Annotated in this window: 19 protein-coding genes; 6 read left to right on the top strand and 13 right to left on the bottom strand. The window is 57.5% G+C overall.

Annotation, left to right across the window (positions count from 1 at the left end):
• The first annotated feature begins 81 nt into the window (after positions 1–81).
• Positions 82–585, top strand: a complete 504-nt coding sequence (locus tag AC1AZA_RS09120) for a DUF4143 domain-containing protein (protein ID WP_476514347.1) — start codon at positions 82–84, stop codon at positions 583–585.
• Between the two features lie 197 nt (positions 586–782).
• Here AC1AZA_RS09120 and AC1AZA_RS09115 read toward each other — a convergent pair whose 3' ends face one another.
• The 4 genes from AC1AZA_RS09115 to AC1AZA_RS09100 are packed head-to-tail and all read right to left on the bottom strand — an operon-like array spanning position 783 to position 4,861.
• A complete protein-coding gene (locus AC1AZA_RS09115) occupies positions 783–1,607 on the bottom strand; it encodes a carbohydrate ABC transporter permease (protein WP_476514346.1) in 825 nt (274 codons plus the stop codon).
• A complete protein-coding gene (locus AC1AZA_RS09110) occupies positions 1,604–2,509 on the bottom strand; it encodes a carbohydrate ABC transporter permease (protein WP_476514345.1) in 906 nt (301 codons plus the stop codon). Before AC1AZA_RS09110 ends, AC1AZA_RS09115 begins: the two co-directional genes overlap by 4 nt.
• Positions 2,510–2,523: 14 nt before the next feature.
• Positions 2,524–3,873, bottom strand: coding sequence for an extracellular solute-binding protein (locus AC1AZA_RS09105; protein ID WP_476514344.1), 1,350 nt, complete (start codon positions 3,871–3,873; stop codon positions 2,524–2,526).
• Between the two features lie 46 nt (positions 3,874–3,919).
• Positions 3,920–4,861 carry a carbohydrate kinase family protein gene (locus AC1AZA_RS09100; protein WP_476514343.1) on the bottom strand — a complete coding sequence of 314 codons (942 nt, stop codon included), beginning with the start codon at positions 4,859–4,861 and terminating at the stop codon, positions 3,920–3,922.
• Between the two features lie 148 nt (positions 4,862–5,009).
• On the opposite strand from AC1AZA_RS09100, the gene AC1AZA_RS09095 reads away from it, so the two are divergent.
• The 3 genes from AC1AZA_RS09095 to AC1AZA_RS09085 are packed head-to-tail and all read left to right on the top strand — an operon-like array spanning position 5,010 to position 7,887.
• Positions 5,010–5,789: a DeoR/GlpR family DNA-binding transcription regulator gene (locus AC1AZA_RS09095; protein ID WP_476514342.1), complete on the top strand. Its 780-nt coding sequence runs from the start codon at positions 5,010–5,012 to the stop codon at positions 5,787–5,789.
• Positions 5,786–7,162: a 6-phospho-beta-glucosidase gene (locus tag AC1AZA_RS09090; protein ID WP_476514341.1), complete on the top strand. Its 1,377-nt coding sequence runs from the start codon at positions 5,786–5,788 to the stop codon at positions 7,160–7,162. The genes AC1AZA_RS09095 and AC1AZA_RS09090 overlap by 4 nt, the downstream gene beginning before the upstream one ends.
• The gene (locus AC1AZA_RS09085) at positions 7,159–7,887 is read left to right on the top strand and encodes a glucosamine-6-phosphate deaminase (RefSeq protein WP_476514340.1); all 729 of its coding nucleotides are present in this window, start codon (positions 7,159–7,161) and stop codon (positions 7,885–7,887) included. The genes AC1AZA_RS09090 and AC1AZA_RS09085 overlap by 4 nt, the downstream gene beginning before the upstream one ends.
• A gap of 95 nt (positions 7,888–7,982) precedes the next feature.
• On the opposite strand, the gene AC1AZA_RS09080 is transcribed toward AC1AZA_RS09085, so the two are convergent.
• The 6 genes from AC1AZA_RS09080 to AC1AZA_RS09055 all read right to left on the bottom strand — a co-directional run bounded on the left by AC1AZA_RS09080 (position 7,983) and on the right by AC1AZA_RS09055 (position 14,456).
• Complete coding sequence (locus tag AC1AZA_RS09080; RefSeq protein WP_476514339.1) at positions 7,983–9,230, bottom strand: hydantoinase/carbamoylase family amidase; 1,248 nt, start codon at positions 9,228–9,230, stop codon at positions 7,983–7,985.
• Positions 9,231–9,335: 105 nt separating this feature from the next.
• A complete protein-coding gene (locus AC1AZA_RS09075) occupies positions 9,336–10,898 on the bottom strand; it encodes a sodium:solute symporter family protein (protein WP_476514338.1) in 1,563 nt (520 codons plus the stop codon).
• Positions 10,899–10,900: 2 nt separating this feature from the next.
• On the bottom strand, positions 10,901–11,176 hold the full coding sequence (locus AC1AZA_RS09070) for a hypothetical protein (protein ID WP_476514337.1): 276 nt from the start codon (positions 11,174–11,176) through the stop codon (positions 10,901–10,903).
• A 13-nt stretch (positions 11,177–11,189) separates the two neighbouring features.
• Complete coding sequence (locus AC1AZA_RS09065; RefSeq protein WP_476514336.1) at positions 11,190–12,140, bottom strand: phosphotransferase; 951 nt, start codon at positions 12,138–12,140, stop codon at positions 11,190–11,192.
• Complete coding sequence (locus AC1AZA_RS09060; RefSeq protein ID WP_476514335.1) at positions 12,137–13,078, bottom strand: phosphotransferase family protein; 942 nt, start codon at positions 13,076–13,078, stop codon at positions 12,137–12,139. Before AC1AZA_RS09060 ends, AC1AZA_RS09065 begins: the two co-directional genes overlap by 4 nt.
• Complete coding sequence (locus AC1AZA_RS09055) at positions 13,068–14,456, bottom strand: amidase family protein (protein ID WP_476514334.1); 1,389 nt, start codon at positions 14,454–14,456, stop codon at positions 13,068–13,070. The genes AC1AZA_RS09060 and AC1AZA_RS09055 overlap by 11 nt, the downstream gene beginning before the upstream one ends.
• A gap of 387 nt (positions 14,457–14,843) precedes the next feature.
• Here AC1AZA_RS09055 and AC1AZA_RS09050 point away from each other — a divergent pair, with 387 nt between their 5' ends.
• Positions 14,844–16,241 carry an ATP-binding protein gene (locus AC1AZA_RS09050; protein WP_476514333.1) on the top strand — a complete coding sequence of 466 codons (1,398 nt, stop codon included), beginning with the start codon at positions 14,844–14,846 and terminating at the stop codon, positions 16,239–16,241.
• A 98-nt stretch (positions 16,242–16,339) separates the two neighbouring features.
• On the opposite strand, the gene AC1AZA_RS09045 is transcribed toward AC1AZA_RS09050, so the two are convergent.
• Complete coding sequence (locus tag AC1AZA_RS09045; protein ID WP_476514332.1) at positions 16,340–20,977, bottom strand: LamG-like jellyroll fold domain-containing protein; 4,638 nt, start codon at positions 20,975–20,977, stop codon at positions 16,340–16,342.
• 324 nt (positions 20,978–21,301) lie between these two features.
• On the opposite strand from AC1AZA_RS09045, the gene AC1AZA_RS09040 reads away from it, so the two are divergent.
• A complete protein-coding gene (locus AC1AZA_RS09040) occupies positions 21,302–21,577 on the top strand; it encodes a hypothetical protein (protein ID WP_476514331.1) in 276 nt (91 codons plus the stop codon).
• Positions 21,578–21,688: 111 nt separating this feature from the next.
• On the opposite strand, the gene AC1AZA_RS09035 is transcribed toward AC1AZA_RS09040, so the two are convergent.
• Positions 21,689–21,892 carry a helix-turn-helix domain-containing protein gene (locus tag AC1AZA_RS09035; protein WP_476514330.1) on the bottom strand — a complete coding sequence of 68 codons (204 nt, stop codon included), beginning with the start codon at positions 21,890–21,892 and terminating at the stop codon, positions 21,689–21,691.
• A 102-nt stretch (positions 21,893–21,994) separates the two neighbouring features.
• Positions 21,995–22,882 carry a helix-turn-helix domain-containing protein gene (locus AC1AZA_RS09030; protein ID WP_476514329.1) on the bottom strand — a complete coding sequence of 296 codons (888 nt, stop codon included), beginning with the start codon at positions 22,880–22,882 and terminating at the stop codon, positions 21,995–21,997.
• Positions 22,883–22,967: the final 85 nt, after the last annotated feature.

The raw sequence follows: 22,967 nt of genomic DNA, 5'->3' as shown, positions 1-22,967 counted from the left end.
ACGGCCTGCATGCAGTATCTTCAGGATCTATTCTCGACCATCCTGTTCAGAGATGTCGTTTGCCATGCTGGCATCCGGGGTATGGACGCGCTGGAGCGGGTGGTGCGCTACGCCCTCGGAGAGGAGGGGCATCTCGTCACCGCGGCAGGCAGGGCGTTCCTTATCTATAAGGTCCCGCGCGAGGATGCGGTGGGCAAGCGTGCGCTGAAGATCAACGACAAGTACTACGTGGTCGATCAGGGGCTGCGTGGCGCCGTCGGGTTCTCCAACGCGGATGCGATCGATCAGGTTCTGGAAGGCATCGTTTACATGGAGCTCCGGAGGCGCGGATACGATGTGCACGTCGGCAAGGTGGGCGACAGGGAGATCGACTTTATTGCCCGGCGCGGGGATGAGACCGCCTATTATCAGGTTTCCTATCTGATCGGATCGCAGAGGACAGCGGACCGTGAGTTCGGCGCGTTCGACGGCGTGCGTGACAACTGGCCCAAATACGTGCTGAGCATGGATGAGTTCCCGCGCACGCGCGATGGCATCCGGGGCATGAACATCATCGACTGGCTGCTTGGGAGGGGAGGGCGGTAGGGCCGTGCGAGATTCGTTCTGGTCGTACGCCGGTCCCATGCCGGCAGCGAATCACGGCACAGATGTAAAACCAGCTCCTCCCATCGCAACTGAGCGTTCATAGAACTTTGCATCAACGTTGGATCCATTCAGCCTGCAAGTCGTAGGTGAAGACAGACTGAACGGATCCAACGTTGATGCATTGGCGTATGCGGCGTTTAACGGGAGGAAATTCCTCCCACCATGCCGTTGATGAATCGCTTTTGCATGACGAAGTAGATTAGTGCGATGGGAAGCGCCACGATCACGCCGGCCGCAGACAGCAGCGAGTAATCAGTGAGGTGTGCGCCTTGGAAAGTTGCCAATCCCAGCGGTGCCGTTCTCAGAGAGTCGGAGACGATCATGACAAGCGGAATGAGGAACTCATTCCAAGTCCACATCATGACGAGCACCATCATGGTCATAATCGGAGATATGGCCGTCGGCACCATCACTTGCCACAATAGCCGCATGTCAGAAGCGCCATCAAGGCGTGCCGCTTCGATGATCTCGTTGGGAAAGTGGCGGAACTGGTTTCGCATCCAATACGTGGCAAAAGCCAGTGACTGTGCGGTCTGCGGAAGGATGAGAGACCAGATGGTGTTCGTTAGCCCCACATCCCGTAGGTTGAAGTACAGCGGAATGATGAAGGCAGCAGACGGCAGAGCCAAACCGACTAAAATGATCATGAACAAGATGTTCGATCCGTAGAAGTTTAGTCTGGCGAATGCGAATCCCGCAAGGATGCTCATCACCAGAGTCAGTGCCATGACCATGATGGTGACGATGATGCTGGTTATCATATACTGCCCGAAATTGCCGCGCGTCCACGCTTCGGCATAATTGTCCAGGCGAACTTGCGATGGCAGTGCGAAGCCTCCGAAGTTCTCGCTGGATGGCGTGACGGATGACAGCAGCACACCGACCAGCGGTACCAAAGAGAACAATGCGAACAGGCAGAGCACGACATGGTTAACGATTTTCTCGCCGACGCTGAGTTTCATGCCACCTCTCCTTTATCGATCTTGCCGATCAGATAGGTCATCACGACGATCATCACCGTCAGAACGACGGCGATTGCCGAGCCGAGACCAACCTGATTGACATTGAATGCCCTGTTGTATGCTTCCCAAGCGGGAACCGTAGTGCTGGTTCCTGGGCCTCCGCGAGTGGTAACGTACACCAGGTCGAAGGCCTTGAATGCCGCGATGACCGTCAGCGTCAGAGCCACAGATATCTGTCCGCGCAATGAAGGCAATGTAATCGCGAAGAACTGTTGACGACGATTGGCCCCGTCCAAGGCTGCAGCTTCAAAGAGTTCCGGCGGAATATTACCGACGCCCGACAGAAACAGGACCAGACAGAGGCCGATGTTCAGCCATGTACCGACGATGCCGATTGCATACAGCGCCGTCCCGTAGTCGCCGAGCCAGATACGGGTCAGACCTTCCGCGCCGATGAGACGGAGGAATTCGTTGATGAAACCATCCTGCGAGTACATCGACACCCAAATCGTTGCGACTACCACCGATGAGATCACCTGAGGCAGGAACAGCACCGTTCGATAGAAGGACATGCCGCGCATCTTGGATGCGCTGGAAATCAGCGCTGTAAGAAACAATGCCAAAGCCACGGGTATGACCGCGTAGAAGACAACCAGAACCAGGGCATGGACGAATGATCCTCGGATCTCCGCGTTGGCGAAGGTCTGTACATAATTCCGAATACCCACAAAGGTCGATGGTCCCATGCCGTTCCATTTATAGAACGAATATTGCACCGTTTGTACCACCGGGATACCCAGAAATAGTACGAACGTAATAAATGCAGGGGCAACGTACAGATATGCCGCTTTGGATTTTCTCGGCTTGCGTATCTGAGTTTTATCCGGCAACCGCGTTTTCATGATCTCTGCTTTCCCTACCGTTCATTGAGAAAGGTCGCGTAGTTGTCTTGCAATTGCTTTGTCAGGTCGGACGGCGTGAGTTTGCCGCCGATGAGATCCTGCATGCCTGCCGCAATGGTGTCGTAGGCGGTAGGAGTCGTATAGTCGAGGTAGGGCACCACGCCGTCGGACTTGCCGATCGATCGGTATGCCTCGGCGATGTCAGCATTGACGGTTCCGGCGGTCGGTGCATAATCGTCCGGAAGCACCGTGGAAATGTTGCCGGTCTTGATCACAGATTCCGCAGCTTTTGCATTGGTGACAAAATCGATGTACGCCGCTGCGACATCAGGATGAGCAGACTTGGAGGTAATCGCCCAGCCGAGGCCTTCCCCGCCGGTAGTCACCGGCTCATTGCCAACGTTGGAATTGAGTACGAAGAATCCCACGTCCTCACCCATGTTCTTCTCCAATGTGGATGCCTGCCAAGTGCCCTGAACGGTGAACAGCGCCTTACCTTGGCTGAAATCGGATATCGCCGTATCGCGCGATACTCCATTGGAACCCTCCGTCAGCCATCCCTTGTCTTGCCAATCCGCAATCTTCGCAACGGCATCGACCGTCTGCTGATCAGTCCAGGCACCGCTCTTACCGCTTACCAGATTCGACACATAATCGGAACCTCCGATCGCAGCCTGAACGACACCGAGCAGCTGGATGCCCGGGCTCTTTTCAAGATCCCCGTATGCCAATGGCAACAAGCCGGAGGCTTTGGCCTTGCCCATGGCCTGTTCGAACTCGCTCAGATTCGAGGGGACATCCAATCCGAGTTCCTTGAGTTTGGACTTGTTGTAATAAATGCCGATCAGCTCGCCGGTCTGAGATACGCCATACAGGTTGTCGCCCTGCCATTGCTTGCCGTCGGTGCTGAAACTGTTGAGCTTGAGCAGTCGGCTCGGGAAATACTGGTCCCAGCCGTACAGCTTGGAATAATCATTGAGAGGACGGAGCATCCCCGCCTCCACGAATGCGCCCATATCCGGATATCCCTGATTCGCCTGAATCACATCCGGAGGAGTATTGGAAGAGAGAGCCAACTTCAACGTTGTCTTCAGGTCCTTGAAGGACTGCGCCGTCCTTTGGATCTTGACGTTCGGGTATTGCTTTTGGAACTCCTCGTTGAGCTCTTGCTGTGCCTCCGGCATTGTTCCCTCGACGTTCTGATCCCATACCGTCAGCGTAACTTCACCGGCAGCAGCCACGTTTTTTGAGACTTCATTCAGTTCTGTAGGAGCTTGCGAGGTGCTGGAACCCGGGCCGCAACCCGTTACTGTCAGCATGAATCCCGTCAGCAGTGCAATTGCGCCGATTTTCGTGACTTTCATGGTGTTACCTTTCTGTGTTTGCAATGGTGGTGTTCATTGATGCTTGCTAATAGTTCAAAGCCCACTGCCGAATGAACGACCAGTCATGGTCCTGCTGCCGTGGGCTTTCTAGCAACTGGACAATGTCACTCGGACGGGGTGTGCTCACTGCGCCTCCCGTGCCGCACACCGAACAGGTGGCAGCTAATGACGCCAGTTCCAGACAATTGCGAAAATTCCATTGCCAGGCCAAACCGCACATGAATGCTGCGGTAAAAGTATCGCCCGCTCCTGTTGGGTCGACGGCATGCACGGGAATGGCCGGCACGTAAATGGCAGCCTCCTCGCGGCGCTGGCCAATTGCTCCCTTGGGTCCGAGTGTCACCACAGCCATGGAAACGTGACGCAGCATGATCTCCAAAGCATCCTCGACGTGGTTGGCGCCGGTGTAATGCTTGGCTTCCACATCGTTGACGATCACCGCGTCTACCTGCTCGAAACGCTTCAGTACTGATGGAGACCATTCGCCGCTGGCATCCCATCCCACTCCGCCTATGAGCAAAGCGCCCTTGTTACGGAGATCCCGAGCCCATTGTGGGATTGTATCCTGCAACCCCACGTGGACTGTAGAGACGGATTCAGTGTTGCGATGCCATGCCGGAACATATTCCCGCTCCCAGTATGTGACGAACGATCGATCCTTCCCGTCGGTGATGGCGACGGAAATAGGAGTCTGTCGAACGCTACCCACTTCGCAAGCAGACAGATCCAGATTGGGCTCGTTCCGCAACTCCTCAAGCACCATGTGGCCCAGCTGATCATCGCCGAATGACGCCAGCAATCCGGTTCGAGCGCCGAGGCGTGCCGCAGCGACGGCTCTGTTGGCCGCTCCTCCCGGAGAGAGACAGAATCCTGTAGAGAGCACCTCAGTCCCCGGAGACGGCAACGGTGTTCCCGAAAACACCATATCCGTGAATACCGTGCCGGCAACAAGAACATCAATGGACATGAGGGCCTCCGATCAACCGTGATCGAGTTTTTGATTGAGTATGACAGACTTTAGCATACATTGCCAAAGAAATGCAAACTGCGACACAATAATTCATATAGAATGAGCAAACCTTGCAAAAGTCTTTCAAATACACTATGATGGAATCATGTTGCTAGCCCAAAGAAGAGAACACATACTCGACGCACTCGCGCAGGGAGGCCAAACCGTTAGGGATCTGGCCGATTCCCTGTCCGTAAGCGAGTCGACCATTCGTCGCGACCTGCGCCTCATGGAGCAGGACGGCCTGCTGGAACGAAAATACGGCGGGGCGATCCTCACTCATGGCAGTAGGATGGAAACCACCGACTCCGGAGATCCTGAAGCCCCCATCCTCAGCCCTCTCAATGATTCGTCATATGAGCTTCGACATCGTCTGGCCACCGCGGCCGTGGACATGGTAGAAGACGGCAACACCGTCATTCTGGACATCGGGTCCACGACACCGCTCATCGCCCGATCATTGAAGGGCCGCCGCATCACGATCATCACATCGAACCTCGCCGTGTTCGACGAGGTGAGAGATGACCCCGGTGTCGATCTGGTGCTCATCGGCGGCGTTGTCAGGCACAATCATCAGACACTCGTTGGTCCATTGGCGGAACAGGCCACTCGTCAAGTCAGTGCGGACATCATGTTCCTGAGCTGTACCGGCGTACGAAAGGATGTCGTCGTGGACAATATGGCCATCGAAGCCCCCATCAAGCGTTCGCTACTCGCTTCCGCAGAACGCGTGGTGCTGCTGGCCAGCGAAAAGAAGTTTCCCGGGACCGGAGGCCTTCAGCTGTGTCGACTCAACGAAGTCGACACAGTCATCACGACCTCCGGAACGCCGGAAGCAATAACCAATCAATGCCGGGCTTCCGGCAGAAAGGTGATAGTGGTATGAAACTCGCAATTCTTGGAGGAGGCGGTTTCCGCACCCCCTATGTTTGGCAGGCACTCATCCGAGACCATGGCAATCCACGGGTCACGGAAGTCGCCCTCTACGACATTGACGCGACTCGTCTGTCTACAATGACCAATATCCTCAACATCCTCGCCAAGGGTTTTGACGATGCACCGACGCTGACATCCTATACTTCTCTCGAACCGGCACTGGAGGGCGCCGATTTTGTATTTGCCGCAATCCGCGTCGACGGGCTGGAAGCGCGTTGCTGCGACGAACACGTCGCCCTCGACCGCAACGTTCTCGGGCAGGAAACCACCGGTCCGGGCGGTCTGGCGTACGCCATTCGCACCATCCCGGTAATGATGCACATTGCGGAAACCGTGAAACGCGTTGCGCCGGACGCTTTCTTCATCAATTTCACCAACCCCGCCGGCATCATCACCGAAGCGATGCAAACCGTACTTGGTGATCGCGTGGTCGGTATCTGCGACACCCCGTCCGGCTTAGGGCGCCGTGTCGCGGGAGCCTTGGGTCTGGATCATACACGGGCTCAAATGGACTATGTGGGACTCAACCATTTGGGATGGATGCGCCGCGTCATCGTGGACGGCAAGGACGTTCTGCCCGACCTCCTCAATGACGACGTACGCCTTGACAAGATGGAGGAGACCAAGATCTTTGGCAGGGAATGGCTCCGCGAACTTCACGCCATACCCAACGAATACCTCTACTACTACTATGACAATCGAGATGCCGTACGTCGAATTTTGGAATCCCCCCAGACCCGCGGCGAATTCCTTCTGGAAACACAGACACGGTTCTATCGGCAGGCAGCAACTGCCGGGGACAAGGCTGCAGACGTATGGTGGAGCGCCGTCAGTGAGCGTAGTGACAGCTACATGGCAGAAGCATTGGGGGGAGTTCAGGGACATCCCACCAATCACCGAGACATGAACGTCGATCCGGCCCATCTCGGTTATGCAGGAGTTGCCTTGGGCGTCATGAATGCCATCAGCCGCAACGATCGACAAACCATGATCCTGAACGTCCGTAATCGCGGCACGGTCAAGGACATGCCCGACGATGCCGTTGTGGAAGTTCCCACCATGGTCGATGCCAATGGCGTGCATCCGTTGTCGCTTTACGCTCAGCCCAATCTGCATCAGATCGGTCTCATGCAATCCGTGAAAGCAGTGGAACGGCACGTCATCACGGCAGCTTTTACAGGTTCCCAGACCGAAGCCCTCCTTGCCTTTGCGCAGCATCCTCTGGTCGATTCGCTCTCCATTGCGCACGAACTGCTCGAGGGCTACATGGAGAAGATCCCGAGTGTCGCCAAGACGTTGAACCCCCGGAACCGCACGCTATGAGCATCGACATCGTCATTTCCGATAACGCTGATGAAGCCGGTAAGCTAATCGCGGATGAAATCGCAACCGTCATACGGCGCAAGCCCAACGCGGTCATCGGAGTCGCCACTGGCTCGTCACCTCTGCCGATTTATCGTGCTCTGGCCGATAAAGTCAGCAGTGGTCTGAATGCCACCGAGGTATCTTGGTTCGCGCTGGATGAGTATCTAGGTCTGCCGCCGAGAAGCGAGCAATCTTATCGGTACTTTCTGGAACGCCATCTCATTGCACCTCTGGGACTGGATCCGAAACGGCTCCACGTTCCGGATCCCAGCGACGCCGATCCCGATAGAGCCGCGCAACGCTACGAAACCGAGATCCTGCAAGCGCAGGTAGATCTGCAGATCCTCGGCATAGGGCGAAACGGCCACATCGGCTTCAATGAGCCCGGGACCCCGTTCAGCATTCCTACGCATCGAGCCAGTCTCAGCGAGACTACCCGAAAAGCAAATGCGCGATTCTTTCACGATTCCAGCGAAGTGCCGCGTGAATGCCTGACTCAGGGACTGGGCACAATCATGAGAGCACGTCGCATCGAGTTGATCGCCACCGGCCCTACGAAGGCTGATGCGATCGCACGAGCGACGGCTCCCCCGGCGGATCCGAAATGTCCGGCAAGCATATTGCAACGCCATAACTCGGTTCGCTTCGTTCTGGATCCCCTAGCAGCTGCCAAACTCACTTAGGGAACCCGTAACGGAACACGTAATGGGTTCCGGCAACTTCACAGTCACCGGAACCCATTCTAGTTGACATCCGATTCAACGCTGACCGGGTTTTGTCATTGCAACAGTTGCATCAACACGCCCGTCAACTCATGCATGCCCTTGATTTGGGCTTCGGGATCGGTGTATTCCTTGGGAGAATGGGCATATCCTCCTGCACTGGGGGCGAACAGCATGACGGTCGGATACTTCGCGTTCATCGCTACGCTATCATGACCACTGATCGTCTTGATCCTTGAGTGGCTCAGGCCAAGGACGTCGGCTACGTGTTCGCTGAGGTCCCATCCCGGTCGCCAATACGACATATTCTCACGCGTTTCCATATTCATGGTCCTAATGGCTGTACCCGACACGGAAGCCAGCCTCTCAAAAGATGCAATCAGCTTCTCAGACGCTTCAATCGCTGTGGCATACGATGCTGATCTGACCTCTATATGGAAGTTTGCCTTCGATGTAACGATGTTGGGAGAGTGGGGGAATGTACGCAGTTTGGTGACGCTTGTATGCACCTGATCGTCCGGATATGAATCAGCGACCTTCCGGGTCTCGACAATGACCAGCGCCGCAGCATAGAGCGCATCCCTGCGTTCCGGCATCGGAGTTGCACCGGTATGCGATTGTTCGCCTTCGACGGCGACGTCAATTTTTACAGCGGCCCAGTTGCCGACGACCACGCCAATGTTCGTCCCCGTTCGTTCTAGACAAGAACCTTGTTCGACATGGATTTCGGCATATGCATCTACTGGTTCAATCCACTCGTCCGGGCCATTCCATCCCAACCGGACAAGTTCGTCGCCCAAACGGACGCCATGCTCGTCCTTGGATTCCAAGACTGTCTCTATATCAAGGGCTTTGGTGAAAACTCGGCTACCCATAATGCTCGGCTCGAAGCGGGCTCCCTCCTCATTGGTCCAGGACACCACCGCCAGATTCTTTTTGGGAGTCCAGCATCCCCTGTCGTTCAATCGGGCTATGTGACGTGCCGCTGCCAAGGCGCAGACCACCCCATAGGCCCCGTCATACAACCCACCGTTCTCCTGACTGTCCAGATGGGAACCGGCAAGCACGAAGGGAGCGCCTTCAATCCACTCGTAACGCCCATAGATGTTGCCTATCCCATCAACAAGCGTATGCATGCCACTTTCCGACAGTTGGCGAATGAACCAGTTACGCTGAAGATCGTCATCGGCCGTTAAGGCCATTCGATTGGTGCCGCCATTGTCCAAGCGCCCGTTCGCACACTCATCTTCGAAAAGATTGCAATAATCTTCGTCCGTTTCGGTGAAATCTCCATATCCATGCATGCCTTGCTCCTTTATCATCGCCATACCAAGTGAAATAAGTGAGTTATGTTTGTGGACTGTCGCCTAGAGACGGCGGACAGCCCACAAAACAGACTGCGTGCCGGATTACTGGGCCACGACATCGGCTGCAAGGCCGAGCGGGTTAGTCGCCCTTCTGGGCTTTCGCTGTCCAAGGACTTCTGTCGGATCCTTTGCTGCAGCCACGGCGAACAACTCATCCACATGAGACTTTTCTTCGGGAGTGACCTTGCTACGGGTAACAAGACTGACGATGATGTAGATCGCCAGATTGATGATCAGTCCGACAACTCCGGACGTCAGGCTGCCGAGGGCGGGAATGTCATCGGGGTAGGCAACGGTAAGGACGCCAGCCACAATGAATCCGCTGATCATGCCTGATAGCGCACCGTACTTGTTGCCGAACTTGAAGAACACTCCGAGGAACAGCGGTACCGCGATCTGGATGATGCCTTGGTAGGACAGCTGCGCAAGCAGCTGGAGACGACTCATGCCATTGGTGAAATAGGCAAGCACGGCACTGATCAGCACGAAAACAATCATGCATGTCTTGGAGAGAATCGTTTTCTTCCTGTCATCAAGCTCCATGCGATTGCCGATGACATCGTTGGCGATCTGGGTGCCGGCCGCCTGTACGCTGCCATCGATGTGACCGATGGAACCGGCAAAGATCATCACCAGACCGAGGCCGAGAAGCCAAACGCCGCCGTAGTCGGAAAGCAGCGTGGTCCACCCAGCTTGGGGATTCGCTGCCACATTGGGAAGATGAGCGGCTGCAAGCATGACAAGCATGAGCAGGGCGTAGAACACGCCGCTGATGAGGATGGCATAGTTCGTGCTCTTCTTCACGCTGCGGATGTTGCTTGCCGTATAGATGCGGACGAAGCTCATCGGCCAACACAAGGCTCCGACCACACCCGTGAATACTTGGCAGAAAAGGTAAAGGGGACCATATGATCCGCCGTCACCCGGCACATGCAACAGGTTTTCGCTGATGTTGGATAGTTCTCCCCAGCTGGCAGGACTGTTGGGAGCAACCAGCAGATAGACGCAGACGATAGCGGCAATCACATATGCGAAGATCCCCTGATACATGTCGGTATAGATAAGCCCTCGCATGCCCATTTGCACGGTCCAGATCTGACGAATGAGAATGACCGCAAGCCCGATGAGCAGGCAAACGGGCAGCGTCCAGCTACCTCCGGAAGCGATCCTGAACACCGTGGCCAGGGCTTGCATGCCCAGAATGGTCCACGGAAGAATGGCAATTGCGCCGATGATGCTGCACACGATGCCCACGGACTTGGACATGTAACGCAATCGCAGCAAATCAGGCTGGGTGACGAGGTTGTAGTGCTTTCCCCATCGCCACGCACGGGTGGCGATGAAATACATGAAAGACAGGCCGAGCGTACTGTACGCAAGACCGTAAAAGCCGAATACGCCGCTGGCGACACTCAGGCCGGCGAAGCTGATGAATACGGTACCGGGCCACCACGAATTGACGTAGCACATGGCAACATACCAAGGACCGAAAGATCTTCCCGCCACTGCGTAATCATTGAACGAGCGGGTCCGTTTGAGGGTGACATACAGAATAACGATAATGCCGATAAAGAACAGGGCGATCATAGAAAGCATGACGGCCATGATCACTCACCTTCCTTTTCCATTTTGTTGTCGTTTTCGGGGTCAACTTCGCCCCGAACGCTTTCCATCCAGTAGAAGAAGAACATGACCCCTACTAGAAACAGAAAATCGAACAACCAATACCAGATGGACAATGGTGCGCCAAGGAACAACGCGGTTCGTCCGCTGCCCCAGAAATACAGGGGCGGAAGTACCGCGAACGCAAGTGGAATGCTGTACAGCACAACGAAAATCAAATTCTTAGTGCGCTCCGGCATCCCTTTGATGATGGTTGTCATAGTGAATCTCCTCTCAGATGTTGGTTTTCACTTGGTCCCAATCAAGCTGGTGCGAGTAGGTATAGGCCCTCATCAGTTTCCAAATGCCGTACTTCCAATAGTCGAATTGGACATCACGGATCACGCTGTTGATGATGCCCCACAACCCCCATTTCACGTCGCCAATGACCCTACTCGCTTGGACACGGGCTAACTGTTGGGCGGAAACCTTGCCAAAGTATTCCTCCAGCAACGGCATGGCATCCTCATCTTCGTAGAACATCTCGGCAAGGAACAATCCAAGTTCGCATGTTTCCTCGTTGTTGCCGCAGAACTCGAAGTCGATGATCTTCATGGCGTCATCTCGTGTCATGAAATTACCTGGCATCGGATCGTTGTGACATGGCACGATGCTTAAGCCAGACGCTTCGAACCGTTCCTTTACATCGCGATATTCATCGACAAGTTCAAGAGCCCAAGAGGGCAACTGAATATGCTGTTCTCGGATTTGATGCAAATGGGTGTCGATCTGGTCGAACAGCGTATTCCGGTTAGCAAACAATTCACTGTCATGAAGTTTGCGATAGATGTCCATGACTTGCAGTCCCTGCTTTTGGGTGCGCAGAGACGTGGTAGTGCATGTATCGTACCCGTCAAGGAACTCGGTGATCTCCACTCCGGATTCGCGGTCGAATTCGTATACCGTAGCGCCGATACCAAGATCAGAGGCCCGCTGCGTTCCGGCATCGCCGGCGGATCGATCGATATATCCGGTGCCGATCCCGGGAACCTTGATAAAGTACTTGATACCTTTCGGGGATATCACAAGCCAGTTTTCGTTGTTCAGACCGCCCGCCAATGGCGTAATATGCAGATCCTGATCCTTCCATATGGAGGCAGAGCGTATGGCGTCCTTGACGCTGTCCGGCACAATGCTGTCCGATGGCCAGGAAATACGCCCATCCGTGATTATGGACTCACTCATTTCAACGCTCCTTGCAATGATGCCAGCCACGAGGCAGGGCCAATGGGTAGGAACAACTGGTTTCTGGCCTTAACGAGTCTCCACAGACCATATTTGGCAAAATCAATCTCAGGAGTATCCGTGGTGGCGGATCGCCATAAGCCAATCAACGCCCAATACAGGTCGCTGAGAATACCGAACGTCTGGGCGACCGGCAACGTTTCTTCCGGCAGTTCCAGCCCGTTGATCAATCGTGCCGGAGTTCCGCAGAACGGACCTACTTCCGCAAGAATGCTGCCGGCCTCCTCTAACGGATCCATGACACCACTCACGGTCCATCCGGTCAGCAGCGGCATGCTGACTTCACCGGGACGCATGCCGCTATCAAGCAAGATGTTGCTGGCAGCTCCGTCACCATGGCAAGGAACGGGACTCTCATGGAATCTATCAACGCGTCGGATGAATGGATCCAGCCGACTAAGGATCCTATCGACTTCACGAGGTAAGGGTTTTCCTGTATGACGGTATAAATCACGCATGCCAAAGACATCCTCAATCAGATTCCGTTCCATCAACCCCTCACGCACGGAAAGGGGCAGGTGATGGACGCGGCGGTGCTGTTCAAGCACCGCCCATAAAATGTACGGATTTCGGAGCTGGTCCAGTTTGGCGGCATGCCATGTATCCGGCAAACGCTTCATTACAACTGTTTCACGTTCGACCTCAAGAACCTTAGGGCCAATTCCCTGTTCGCCAGCAGACCGCATAAGCGCGGCGATACCTTCGAAAGGACTGGCATAGGGTCGGCTTTCTCTAGTGAATACACGTCTGAACACAGGGTTGCCCTGGCTGTCGTGGCCTTCGGTGAAAATGCCGTCACCGCCAACCCAACTGGGGGTGATGTCCGTCTCCTTGACGTCTCCCCATATCCATAGTTCTTGATCCTTCTCACCATCCATAATCCGGAACCTCCTCGAAAACCGGATAGTCAACGGAGCCCTGTCGGGTTTGTTCAAGTAGCTGCGTAAGCGCGAGGACACCGGAGTCATCGAATCGGCGCCCCACGATTTGCACGCCGATCGGCATCCGATCAGGTTTCGAAAAGCCTTCGCAATATGTGGCGGCCGGCTGGCAGGTCTGGTTGAACCATGCCGTGAATTGCGTATGATGCAGAAGCATTGCGTCATCACCGGGGCCGGGTGATTCGGCAGGAAAGCCGATGACAGGTATGACGGGACAGATCAGGTAATCATAGCGACATGTCGCTTCCTGAATAGCATGCACGGTAATCAGCAATCCGTTAAGTGCATCATCGTAATCCGCCATGGAAACCCGTTCGGCTTCCTGAACCCAGTCATGCACCAAGTCAAGAACCTTGTCCGGATGTCTGCTGGAACGGATTTCGCTGGCTGCATGAGCTTTAAACACGCGGTCAGCATTAGCGAAATCCGTATCGGTTAAATGCAATGCCAACTCTTCGACTCTGCAGCCGGCTTGCTCCAAACGTATTGCTGCCCGTCGAACGGATTGCTCTACATCGGCCACGACGGGCTTTCCATAGCCCATGTTCAATATGAGTCCCACACGCGGCATAGTTGCCAACACCTGTTCAATAGGCTGCGGCTCGAACCGGCCGGGAAGGCACCACGGATCCGTACTTGCTTGACGTCCTACACACGCTAGGCCTTCAATGACATCCGAAACGGAACGCCCCAGAACGCCGCTGGAACGCATTGTACTTGCCGGTGAATATGCTATGCGTCCCTGCGTGGGTTTGATGCCGGCTAAACCACAATGAGCAGCAGGAAGTCGTACGCTGCCAGCCACATCCGTCCCCAGCGCCATGGCACCAAGCCCACAGGCCAATGCCGCTCCGGGGCCACTGCTGGATCCCCCCGGGCTGAACATCGGATTCCAAGGATTACGCACAATGCCGAACTGACTACTGATTCCAGAACCAAGCATGCCCATGTCCGGCATCGTACCTTTGCAAAGCACTATGGCTCCCTGCTCTTCGAGCCGTAGTATCGGCTCGCTGGAAAAAGCGGAAACTGCATCGCCCTCATGGATAGCGCTGCCGTGCCAACGAGGCAATCCCCGCACATGATACGAGTCCTTGACAATCACGGGAATGCCATCCAGAGGTCCTAGCGGTCGTTCCTGACGATAACGCTGTGCACTCTCTTCAGCAAGGCGTTCGGCATTCGGATTGATGACGCTGATCGCATTCACACGTTCCTGCACGATCTTCGCATATCGTAAGTGATCCGCAATTACCTGATCTGGGCTGAACAAGCCACGAAGATATGCCGATCGGTATTCAGATATTCCATACATGACGCCCATCCTTTCGAGGAACGATGCTGCGAAGATACAAATGCTGTTGTTTGTGACTAAGCGAGAAACTTCATCCGTCGTGACGTTGATTTGAATATAAGCGAATTGGCAAAACGCTGCGCCAGTGTAGTGTTACGCATGGGTTATTTATGCCAGTCGTACCGTAAATGGCCCATTACCTGTAAATGGCTTATTGCAGTTCGCTGCCATGAATAATCACAAATCAGCTTACTTTACGTATCCCGCTAAGTAGAATCGTAATTTACTACATTACGGTTCTAGTCTGGCCACAGACATCTACCTCGTACAGCACTAGTATAGAATCGTAGTTTAGTGAATTACGATTCTACTTTAAGGCATGGGGTCGTTCGCGCGGAAGGAGACTGGATGTTCGTCGGCAGGCAACGCGAATTGGCGACGCTGGAGCGCCGGTGGGATACGGGCCGTTTCGAGTGCGTCATCGTCTACGGGCGGCGACGGGTCGGCAAGACAACGCTCATCAACCATTTTCTGGAGGATCGTCCGGCGATCTTCTTTTCCGCCATCGAGTCGAACGAGGCACGGAATCTTGAATCGCTGAGTCGAAGCATCGCGATGTTCGAGCACGGAGACACCACATTGGAGTCCGCTCCCGTACACCGCAATCTCGAATCGGCATTGGAGGAGGTCTTCCGGCTGGCAAGCCAACGACGTCTCGCTCTGGTCATCGACGAGTATCCGTATCTCGCCAAGGCCGATCCCTCGGCCAGTTCCGTGCTGCAGCATGCCATCGACCGGCACGGGAACGACAGTCGACTCATGCTGATCCTGTGCGGATCATCCATGTCGTTCATGCAACGGCAGGTACTCGAATACCAAAGCCCGCTCTACGGGCGACGCACCGCGCAGATCCGGGTGGAGCCATTCGACTACATGGACGTACGGCACTTCATGCCGCACTACGATGCCCGGGACGCGGCAATGGCATACGGCCTGACGGACGGCATTCCCCAATACCTTCGGCAGCTCGACGAGTCAATGAGCATTCGGGATAACATACGCCGGAACATCCTCGATCCGGACTGCTATCTGTTCGAGGAACCGGACAACCTCCTGAAACGGGAGCTGCGCGCCACCGCCGAGTACAACGCCGTCATTCAGGCAGTCGCCTCGGGCTCGTCCAGACTGAACGCCATCGCAACCGCATGCCACATGGAATCCGCTTCCTGCTCCACCTATCTGCGCAACCTCATTGATCTTGGCATAGTGCGCAAGGAGACCCCGTTCCGGGAAGACTCGTCGCGCAGGACGATCTATCGGATCCGGGACTCGTTCTTCCGGTTCTGGTACCGGTTCGTGCCTCCCAACATGTCGCTCATCCAGTCCGGTCACGCGGATCTGGTCGCCGACCGCATCATGCAATCACTTCCGGACTTCATGGGGCAGACGTTCGAGGACATCTGCCTGCAATGGATATTGAGGCACAACGCAGGCAACGTACTGCCTTTTCTCGTTCTTGATGCCGGACGATGGTGGGGTCCGGACCCGTCCACGAAGCGCCAGGAAGAAATCGACATCGTGGCCACGGGAAATGATCCCGGCACCATGTTGTTCTGCGAATGCAAATGGCGCAGCGTTCCGAGCGGCATGAAGGAACTGGAGACGCTGCGTCACCGCGCGGCATTGCTGCATCCCGACCATGCCCGCTACATGCTGTTCTCCCGTTTGGGATTCGACGCCCCGTTGCGTGAAACGGCTTCCAGGGACGAGACCGTAACGCTTGTGTCATTCAGCGAGATGGACTGAATACGATTCGGGCCTGTTTCCCGCCTGCCGGTCAAGGCAAGCGGGGAACAGGCCCGAATGTTGGCTTACTGCCTTGTGGAATCAGGAGCGCCGGCGCATCAGCGGCTGGCGGTCCGCTTCCTGTGAATCACCACGGCACCGACGATCGTGCATACGGCCGCGATGGCCATGACGGCCGCCACGCTCACGCCGGTCGCCGCCAGCCTGCCGTGTGACTTGTTCGCCGCATGGGTCTCTACCGCTGCACCGGAACCGTTCTCTGACTTGACACCGTCATTGCGGACATCGTTTCCGGAGATCGGAACGTTACCGTTGCCGGCACCGGACTCATCGGTCCGGCCGTTCCCGTCCTGCTGAACGTTGTCCTTGTGATCGGTATCCTGCGGCTGCTGCTGATCGGGCTTGCCGCTGGGCTGCTCGGGGGTCTCCGGCTTGGTCTGGCCGGGGTTCTCGGGCTGTTCGGGCTTACCCGGATTCTCGGGCTTGTTGGGCTGCTCAGGCTCGCTCGGGTTCTCCGGCTTACTGGGCTGCTGCGGCTGTTCGGGCTTACCCGGATTCTCGGGCTGCTCGGGCTTGTTGGGCTGCTGCGGCTTGCCGGGGTTCTCGTTGTTCTGATCCTTGGCGACCACGGTGACCTTGCGGCTTGCGGCGGCCTGGTTGCCTGCCTTGTCCGACACCGTGTAGTACAGGGTGACGGCGCCGAGCTTCGAGGTATCCACGGAGCCCTTCACCACGATCCTGGACGTCACGTCGCCGTCCACGTCATCGGTGGCCTTCACGCCCGAGAGCGGGTCGAAGGAATCGCCCTGCTTCACGGTCACGTCATCGACGCCGCTGAACGTCGGGGCGATCTTGTCCGGATGCTCCGGCTGCGGCTGGTCACCGCCGACGGCGAGGAACAGGCCGTACTGCGCCAGCCCGTCCTTGTCGAGACCGGCAGCGGCGTCCGCTGCGAACGACACGGCCTTCCACGCGTACACCTTGCCGGGGGTCAGGCCCTTCCACTCCACCTGGGCGGTCATGCCGGACTTCACGGTGGCCTGTCCGATCTCCTTGCCGGAGGCGGTGGCTGCCACGGCGTCGGTGGCGAAGCTCGTGGTGCGGGTCTGCAGCTGCACCGGAACCGTGTAGTCATCCGCGCCGCGCGAGTAGCGGTGGCGGGTATCCCACTGCGAGGCGTTGAAGCTGTCCAGCAGCGGCGAGTAGGCATCCACGCTCATGGTGCTGTTCCCGGTGTTGAACTGGAGCAGACGCAGGAAGCTGGAGCCGAACTGCAGCGGGGCGGTGGAATCGACCTTGTCGAGTCCCAGGGTCTGCTGGTCGACCTCGTAGAACTGGTAGTCGGCCAGATACTCGATCACGTCGTTGCCGGCCTGGCCGACGTTCTTGTCCACGTTCACGGCCACGCCGTGCTCGTGGCCTCCCATGGCGAGGAAGACGTTCGGGTTGGCCTTGATGACGCTCTGCATGGCCGCGCCGTCGTGGGAGTCGGTGCCGTTGCGGCCGTCCTCCTGCGTGCTCGGCGCCAGCAGGGCGTGCGTCGCGATGATCGCGTTGCGATCGGCGTACTGGTGCAGCACCTTGTTGGCCCATGCCACGTCCTCCGGCGTGACGTCGTAGCCGAACTGCACGTCGATGAAATCGAGGCCATCCACCGTGAACAGGTCGTAGTGGTTCTCGTTGCTCACCGTGCCGTCCGGACGCACGTAGGGGTGGTACGACCAGTCCGTGGTGACGTAGTCGGCCTTGTGCTGCTGCCAGCTGGCGTTCACGCTCTCGTAGCGGGAGGGACCGAAGTACTTGTTGAAGTACCTGTCGTAGTCCTTGCCCTGCTCCGAGTCGTGGTTGCCGGCAAGCACGCCGTTCGGCAGACCGGCGTCGTCGAGCACCTTCTGGGCGTCGGACGCCACCTGCTCCTCGTCCTCCAGATGCTGGCAGGTGTCGCCCTCCTTCCACTGCGGGCCGTCCCACTGCGTGCAGTTCTGCTCGTAGTAGCCCGGGTTCTCGAAGTCCTCGATGATGTCGCCGGTGTGCGTCGTGAACGCGATCTTGCGCTGCTTGGCGTTGTTGACGATCCACTTGGTCACGTCAAGATAGGCGTCACGGAACTTCTGGGCCTCCTGCGGATTGTCCGGATGCTCGATCGCCCCCTGCGACAGATACTGGGTGTCGGAGAAATGCGCGATGGCGAAGTCATAGTCGGCCGGATCCTCGAACGTGTCGTGGTTCGTGTCCTGCGGCAGGTCATCGGCGAAGGGATCCTCGCCGGTCACCAGCACGTGCACGGTGCCGGCATCCACGTAGGCATCGGAGAACTCGCCCCGGATCGTCACCGCATTACCGGTGGACGAGCCCGCCACCGCGCCGGCCACGTCCCAGGCCTTGGTCTTCGCGTTCCACAGGCGCATGACGGCTTCGCGGGAGGAATCGAGCGTGCCCTGCCAGACAACCGCACGATCATCGGTGCCGAGAGTCGCGGCATCCACGTCGAAACGCTGGTAGGGGATCTCCTGCAGACCGTCCGTGCCGACCGTTGCGTGCACGGATTCGACGCTCTGGCCGTCACCGGGCTTGAGCGGATCGGTGATGGTCGAACCGGTGCCTTCGTTCGCGGCGAAATCGAGCGTGGTCGGGATGCCGCTGACCACGCCCTGCGTGGCCCCGTCCTTCGGCAGTACGGCAGCAGCACCGGAGAACGTGGTCGTCACGTCGCCGTAGTCGTCGCCGGACTTGCCGGCCGCCGCCTGCAGCAGCGCGGAACCGTCGCCCACGGTCTGGTCGGTGCCGTTGGCGGTGGGGATCGTGGCGCTGGTGAAGTGCACGGTCCGCTCCACGTGGAAGCCGTAGGCATCGTCGTACGAGAACACCGCGGTGTGGTCGCCCGCATCCATGCCCTCGCCGATCACGTCGCCGGCCGTATGATCGACGCCGTCCACGTTCACGCGAACCCTGCCGTCCACGGCCTGGCTGTTCTCCACCACGGCGGTGAGCTCAACCGGGCCGGTCAGGTGCTGGCCCTCGACCGGGATGGTCGAGGTGATCTTGGTAGGCGTGGCCGTCGGCAGACCCTCGAGCGCCTCGCCGGCAGCCTTGTGGGCCTGGTATCCGTCCAGCGCGACGTCCCAGATGCGGGCGCGGCTTACGCTGGTCTTCGAGTAGAACTGCGTACGGTCGTTGCTGGTGGCGTCGCCGCCCAGCACGATGTTGCGCGCGGTTTCGGCGCTGGCCAGCTGGATCGGGCCATTGGCCGCGACATCGGCTTCCTCGTTGCCGTTGAGATACATCGAGGCGGTCTTGCCGTCCCAGATCACGATCACGTCGTACCACTCGCCGGTCTTGAGCGCGGTGGAGCTCAGCATGGACTTGTACGAACCGGCGATGTTGATCATGTACCCGGCCTTGCCATTGGACGTGTATACCGCGAGGCCGCCGGACTCCTTGCCGGAGCAGATGTCCTCCTCGGAAGCGGTGGGCAGCGTGGCGTTGTACTTGAACGTGCATTCGATGGTGGCGACGTTCTTCTTGGCGATGTCGTCGTAACCGTCCTTGAACTTGTACAGCAACGCATCGTCACCGTCGAAGGTGGCCACGCCAGGCGCGAATTCGGAACGCTTTGCGATCGCCGGATCGTTGGTGACCATCGGAAGCTGACCGGTCGCCTGATCCTTGCCGACGCCATCCGCGAAATCCACGTCCAGCAGCATGCTGTCGGGCACGATCACCTGATCGCTCAGATCGTCGGTCGTGAAGTGCACCTGCGCGTTGCCCGCATACCCGTAGACGTCATGCCACGATACATCCATGACATGGCTGCCGGCACCGAGCCCGGGACCGAACTGCGCGCCGATGGTCTGCGGCACGCCGTCGATCTTCACGGACGGGAGCCCATCAACGTGCTCCGGATCGTTCAGCGCAACCGCAATGGTACCCGCTGCGGCATAGTGCCGGCCTTCGGCCGGCGTGCTGGACGCCAGCGAAAGGTTCAGCGGCGCGGGCAGATTCTTCAGCGCATCGCTTGACAGCGTCGCGGCCTCGGCGGCACTCACCGCACGCGACCATACACGCCCGCGGGCGATGGTGGCCGCGGAGAAGAACTGAGCCCCGCCCTTGCCGTCGGCGTCGCCGCCGAGCACCATGTTGCGCGAAGCCTCCACGCCAAGCTTGATCTTGCCGGACGCGTCGACCTGTCCTTCCTGCTTGCCGTTGAGATACAGGGTGGCCTTGCTGCCGTCCCACGAGGCGACCATGTCGTACCACGTATCGGGCTGCAGAACGGTCGTGCCGTCGGCCTCCTTGTACTTTCCGTCGACGTTCACCCAGAAACGGGCCTTGCCGTTGGAGGCGGTCATGGAGATGCCGCCGCCCTCCTTGCCGGAGCAGAGATCCACGCCCTGGCCATCGTTGATCTGCGGAATGCTGCCGTTGAACTTGAACGTGCATTCCATGCTGGCGGCATTGGCCTTTGCGATCTTCGCATAACCGTCCTTGAACGGGAACATCACCGCGTCATCGCCGTGGAACGTGCCCACGCCCTGCGTCTCGCCGTTCTGCGCCACGAAGCGCGGACTTCCCACCACCTTGGCCGCAAGCTTGGCCTCGCTGGAATCCACCGGGACACCCGTCGCAAAACCAGCATCAAGCAGCAGATTCCCGTCGGTAGCGTCGGCCGCATTCGCAGCTGTTGCAGCCGCGGCCCCGAGCGGAACCGTCATGGCTACCGTAATCGCGGCAGCCATGACCGCTCTGAACAATGAACGTGCGCGCATAGCCGCACCTTCTTTCTTTTTCGATTGGTCCGTACCATCGATCCTTGGGCCATCCCGATCGGATCGGATTCCATCCCGGCTTCACAGCACACGTGCGGTACAAGGCGAACGAGGCTTCGACTCCGATCATCTGGCTCGCGGATTCTTCCTGCGCCGTCGGTGCCGAATGCGTATGGCGTATCGTCGCTGCCGGCCTGCGGTCATGACTATCGCACTAGCCAATCCCAGTGCCCATGAATACGTTGCAGAAATGAAGACACGCACACTCACTCATAGCGCAAAAGTGAACGACACATGAAAAGCACCAGTCGAGAACATAGATTACGAACAAACCATGTCGCCAACGACACGGACCAGCTGACACGGTTACTGCCGCTCAAGAACGATCCGACAGCGCCGTTCGACACCCTCAACGTCCGCAACCCCGTAGTGCTGGACAAGAACAACGTGGTAATAGGCATCCATTCGCACGAGGAGGGCATCGTCTACGGTCAGGACGTCAAGCAACCCCACGAAGAGAACCCGGCCGACCGCCAAGGACGAACGCCATACGGCCGCGGAATCCTGTGACGCGTGCCACCGGGTCTCCGGTCGCGATCATCGAATACTGAAACGACCAAAGACTCTGGCGGGTCTTGTCACGGAACGAATGCCGCCCAGAAATGCTGCCGTTTTCTTGTCCTACGCCTTGTCTCTCTCCAGCGCCCGGTACACGGTGGCCCGACCCACGCCCATCATGCTGGCGATCTGGTTGACAGTCACCGTTTTCGAGTCGTAGAGGCGACGAACCTCGGCCACCTGCCTCATATCCAGCTTCAGCGGCAGGCCGCCGCGCCGGCCCCGGGCCCGCGCAGCCTCCAGACCGGCGTTAGTCGTTTTGCACACATCACCGCGATGGAAAGAGACATGCCTACAGTGGCCTCGGCATTACAGCCAGCGATCAAGATTAGCTACCCGCCGATCGAAACGGTACTTACCCCACAAACATCATGTTTCAGATTCAGGCGTTTGCCATCCCGATATCCGTCTCAACCGATACTGCTTGGGTGTCAGTCCTGTGTGTTGCTTGAACCAGGTGGAGAAATAATGCTCGTCCGCAAAATGCATCTGCCTCGAGATCTCGACCGATCGCAGACCGGTCCCGGCTAGAAGCGTCTGGGTTTGCCCAAGCCGCTGTTCGACGTAGTACCGGTATGGGGTCCGGCCATATTCCCGGACGAAGCATCGGTTCATCTGAGAGATGGAGACGCCAACGGCATGCGCAATGGATGCGGATTGCAGGGCGTCCTGCGTATGCAGGTCGATATAGCGCTTAGTGCGAATCGCGATGGCATTCGTCTGCGTCTGCGGCGCAGGCGACGCGCTCGACAGGGCGATGAAGATGCGGTGCAGGATGACCGGGCACTGATCGGCGAGGAGCAGTGGATCGTTGCGATTCTGTTCGCAGCAGTCCACGAACTCCTCGAACAACGGCAGAACATCCGCGCACTGGGGGATGTACGGATGGCCGGTCGACATGTAGGCATGGAATAGAGCGTCGCACAGGAGGCCACTCACGTTCATCCATATCTTCTTGAAGGGGTCCCTAGGTGACGCCCAGTACTCGTGATCGAGAGTAGCTGGCAGCAAGTAGGCGTCACCGGCCCGTGGGACGAACTCGACATCGCCACAGCGCACGTGCCCTTCACCGGAAATTACGTATTCCAAACAGAAGAACGGCGAATTGGGCCTGACGATGTGGTATTTGCGATTGGGGTATGTGATACCCGTCAGTTCGATGCGGAACCGATCCTCATGAGGCATGTGGTTCGGAGGGAAACTGACTACGTGTTCCGTGCTGTAAGGCATGACCGTAATCCTCACTTTTTTGCTCATTTATGCAACTAAATCCGGTTGTGCAGCGCATTATCTGCAAGTATAACTGAATTATCCGCATCAAACAGGCCGGCCGCGGAAACAA

It is taken from the genome of Bifidobacterium sp. LH_389 (assembly GCF_056357235.1).
The sequence above is the reverse complement of the archived record's forward strand: the minus strand, read 5'-3'. Positions and strand labels throughout refer to the sequence as shown.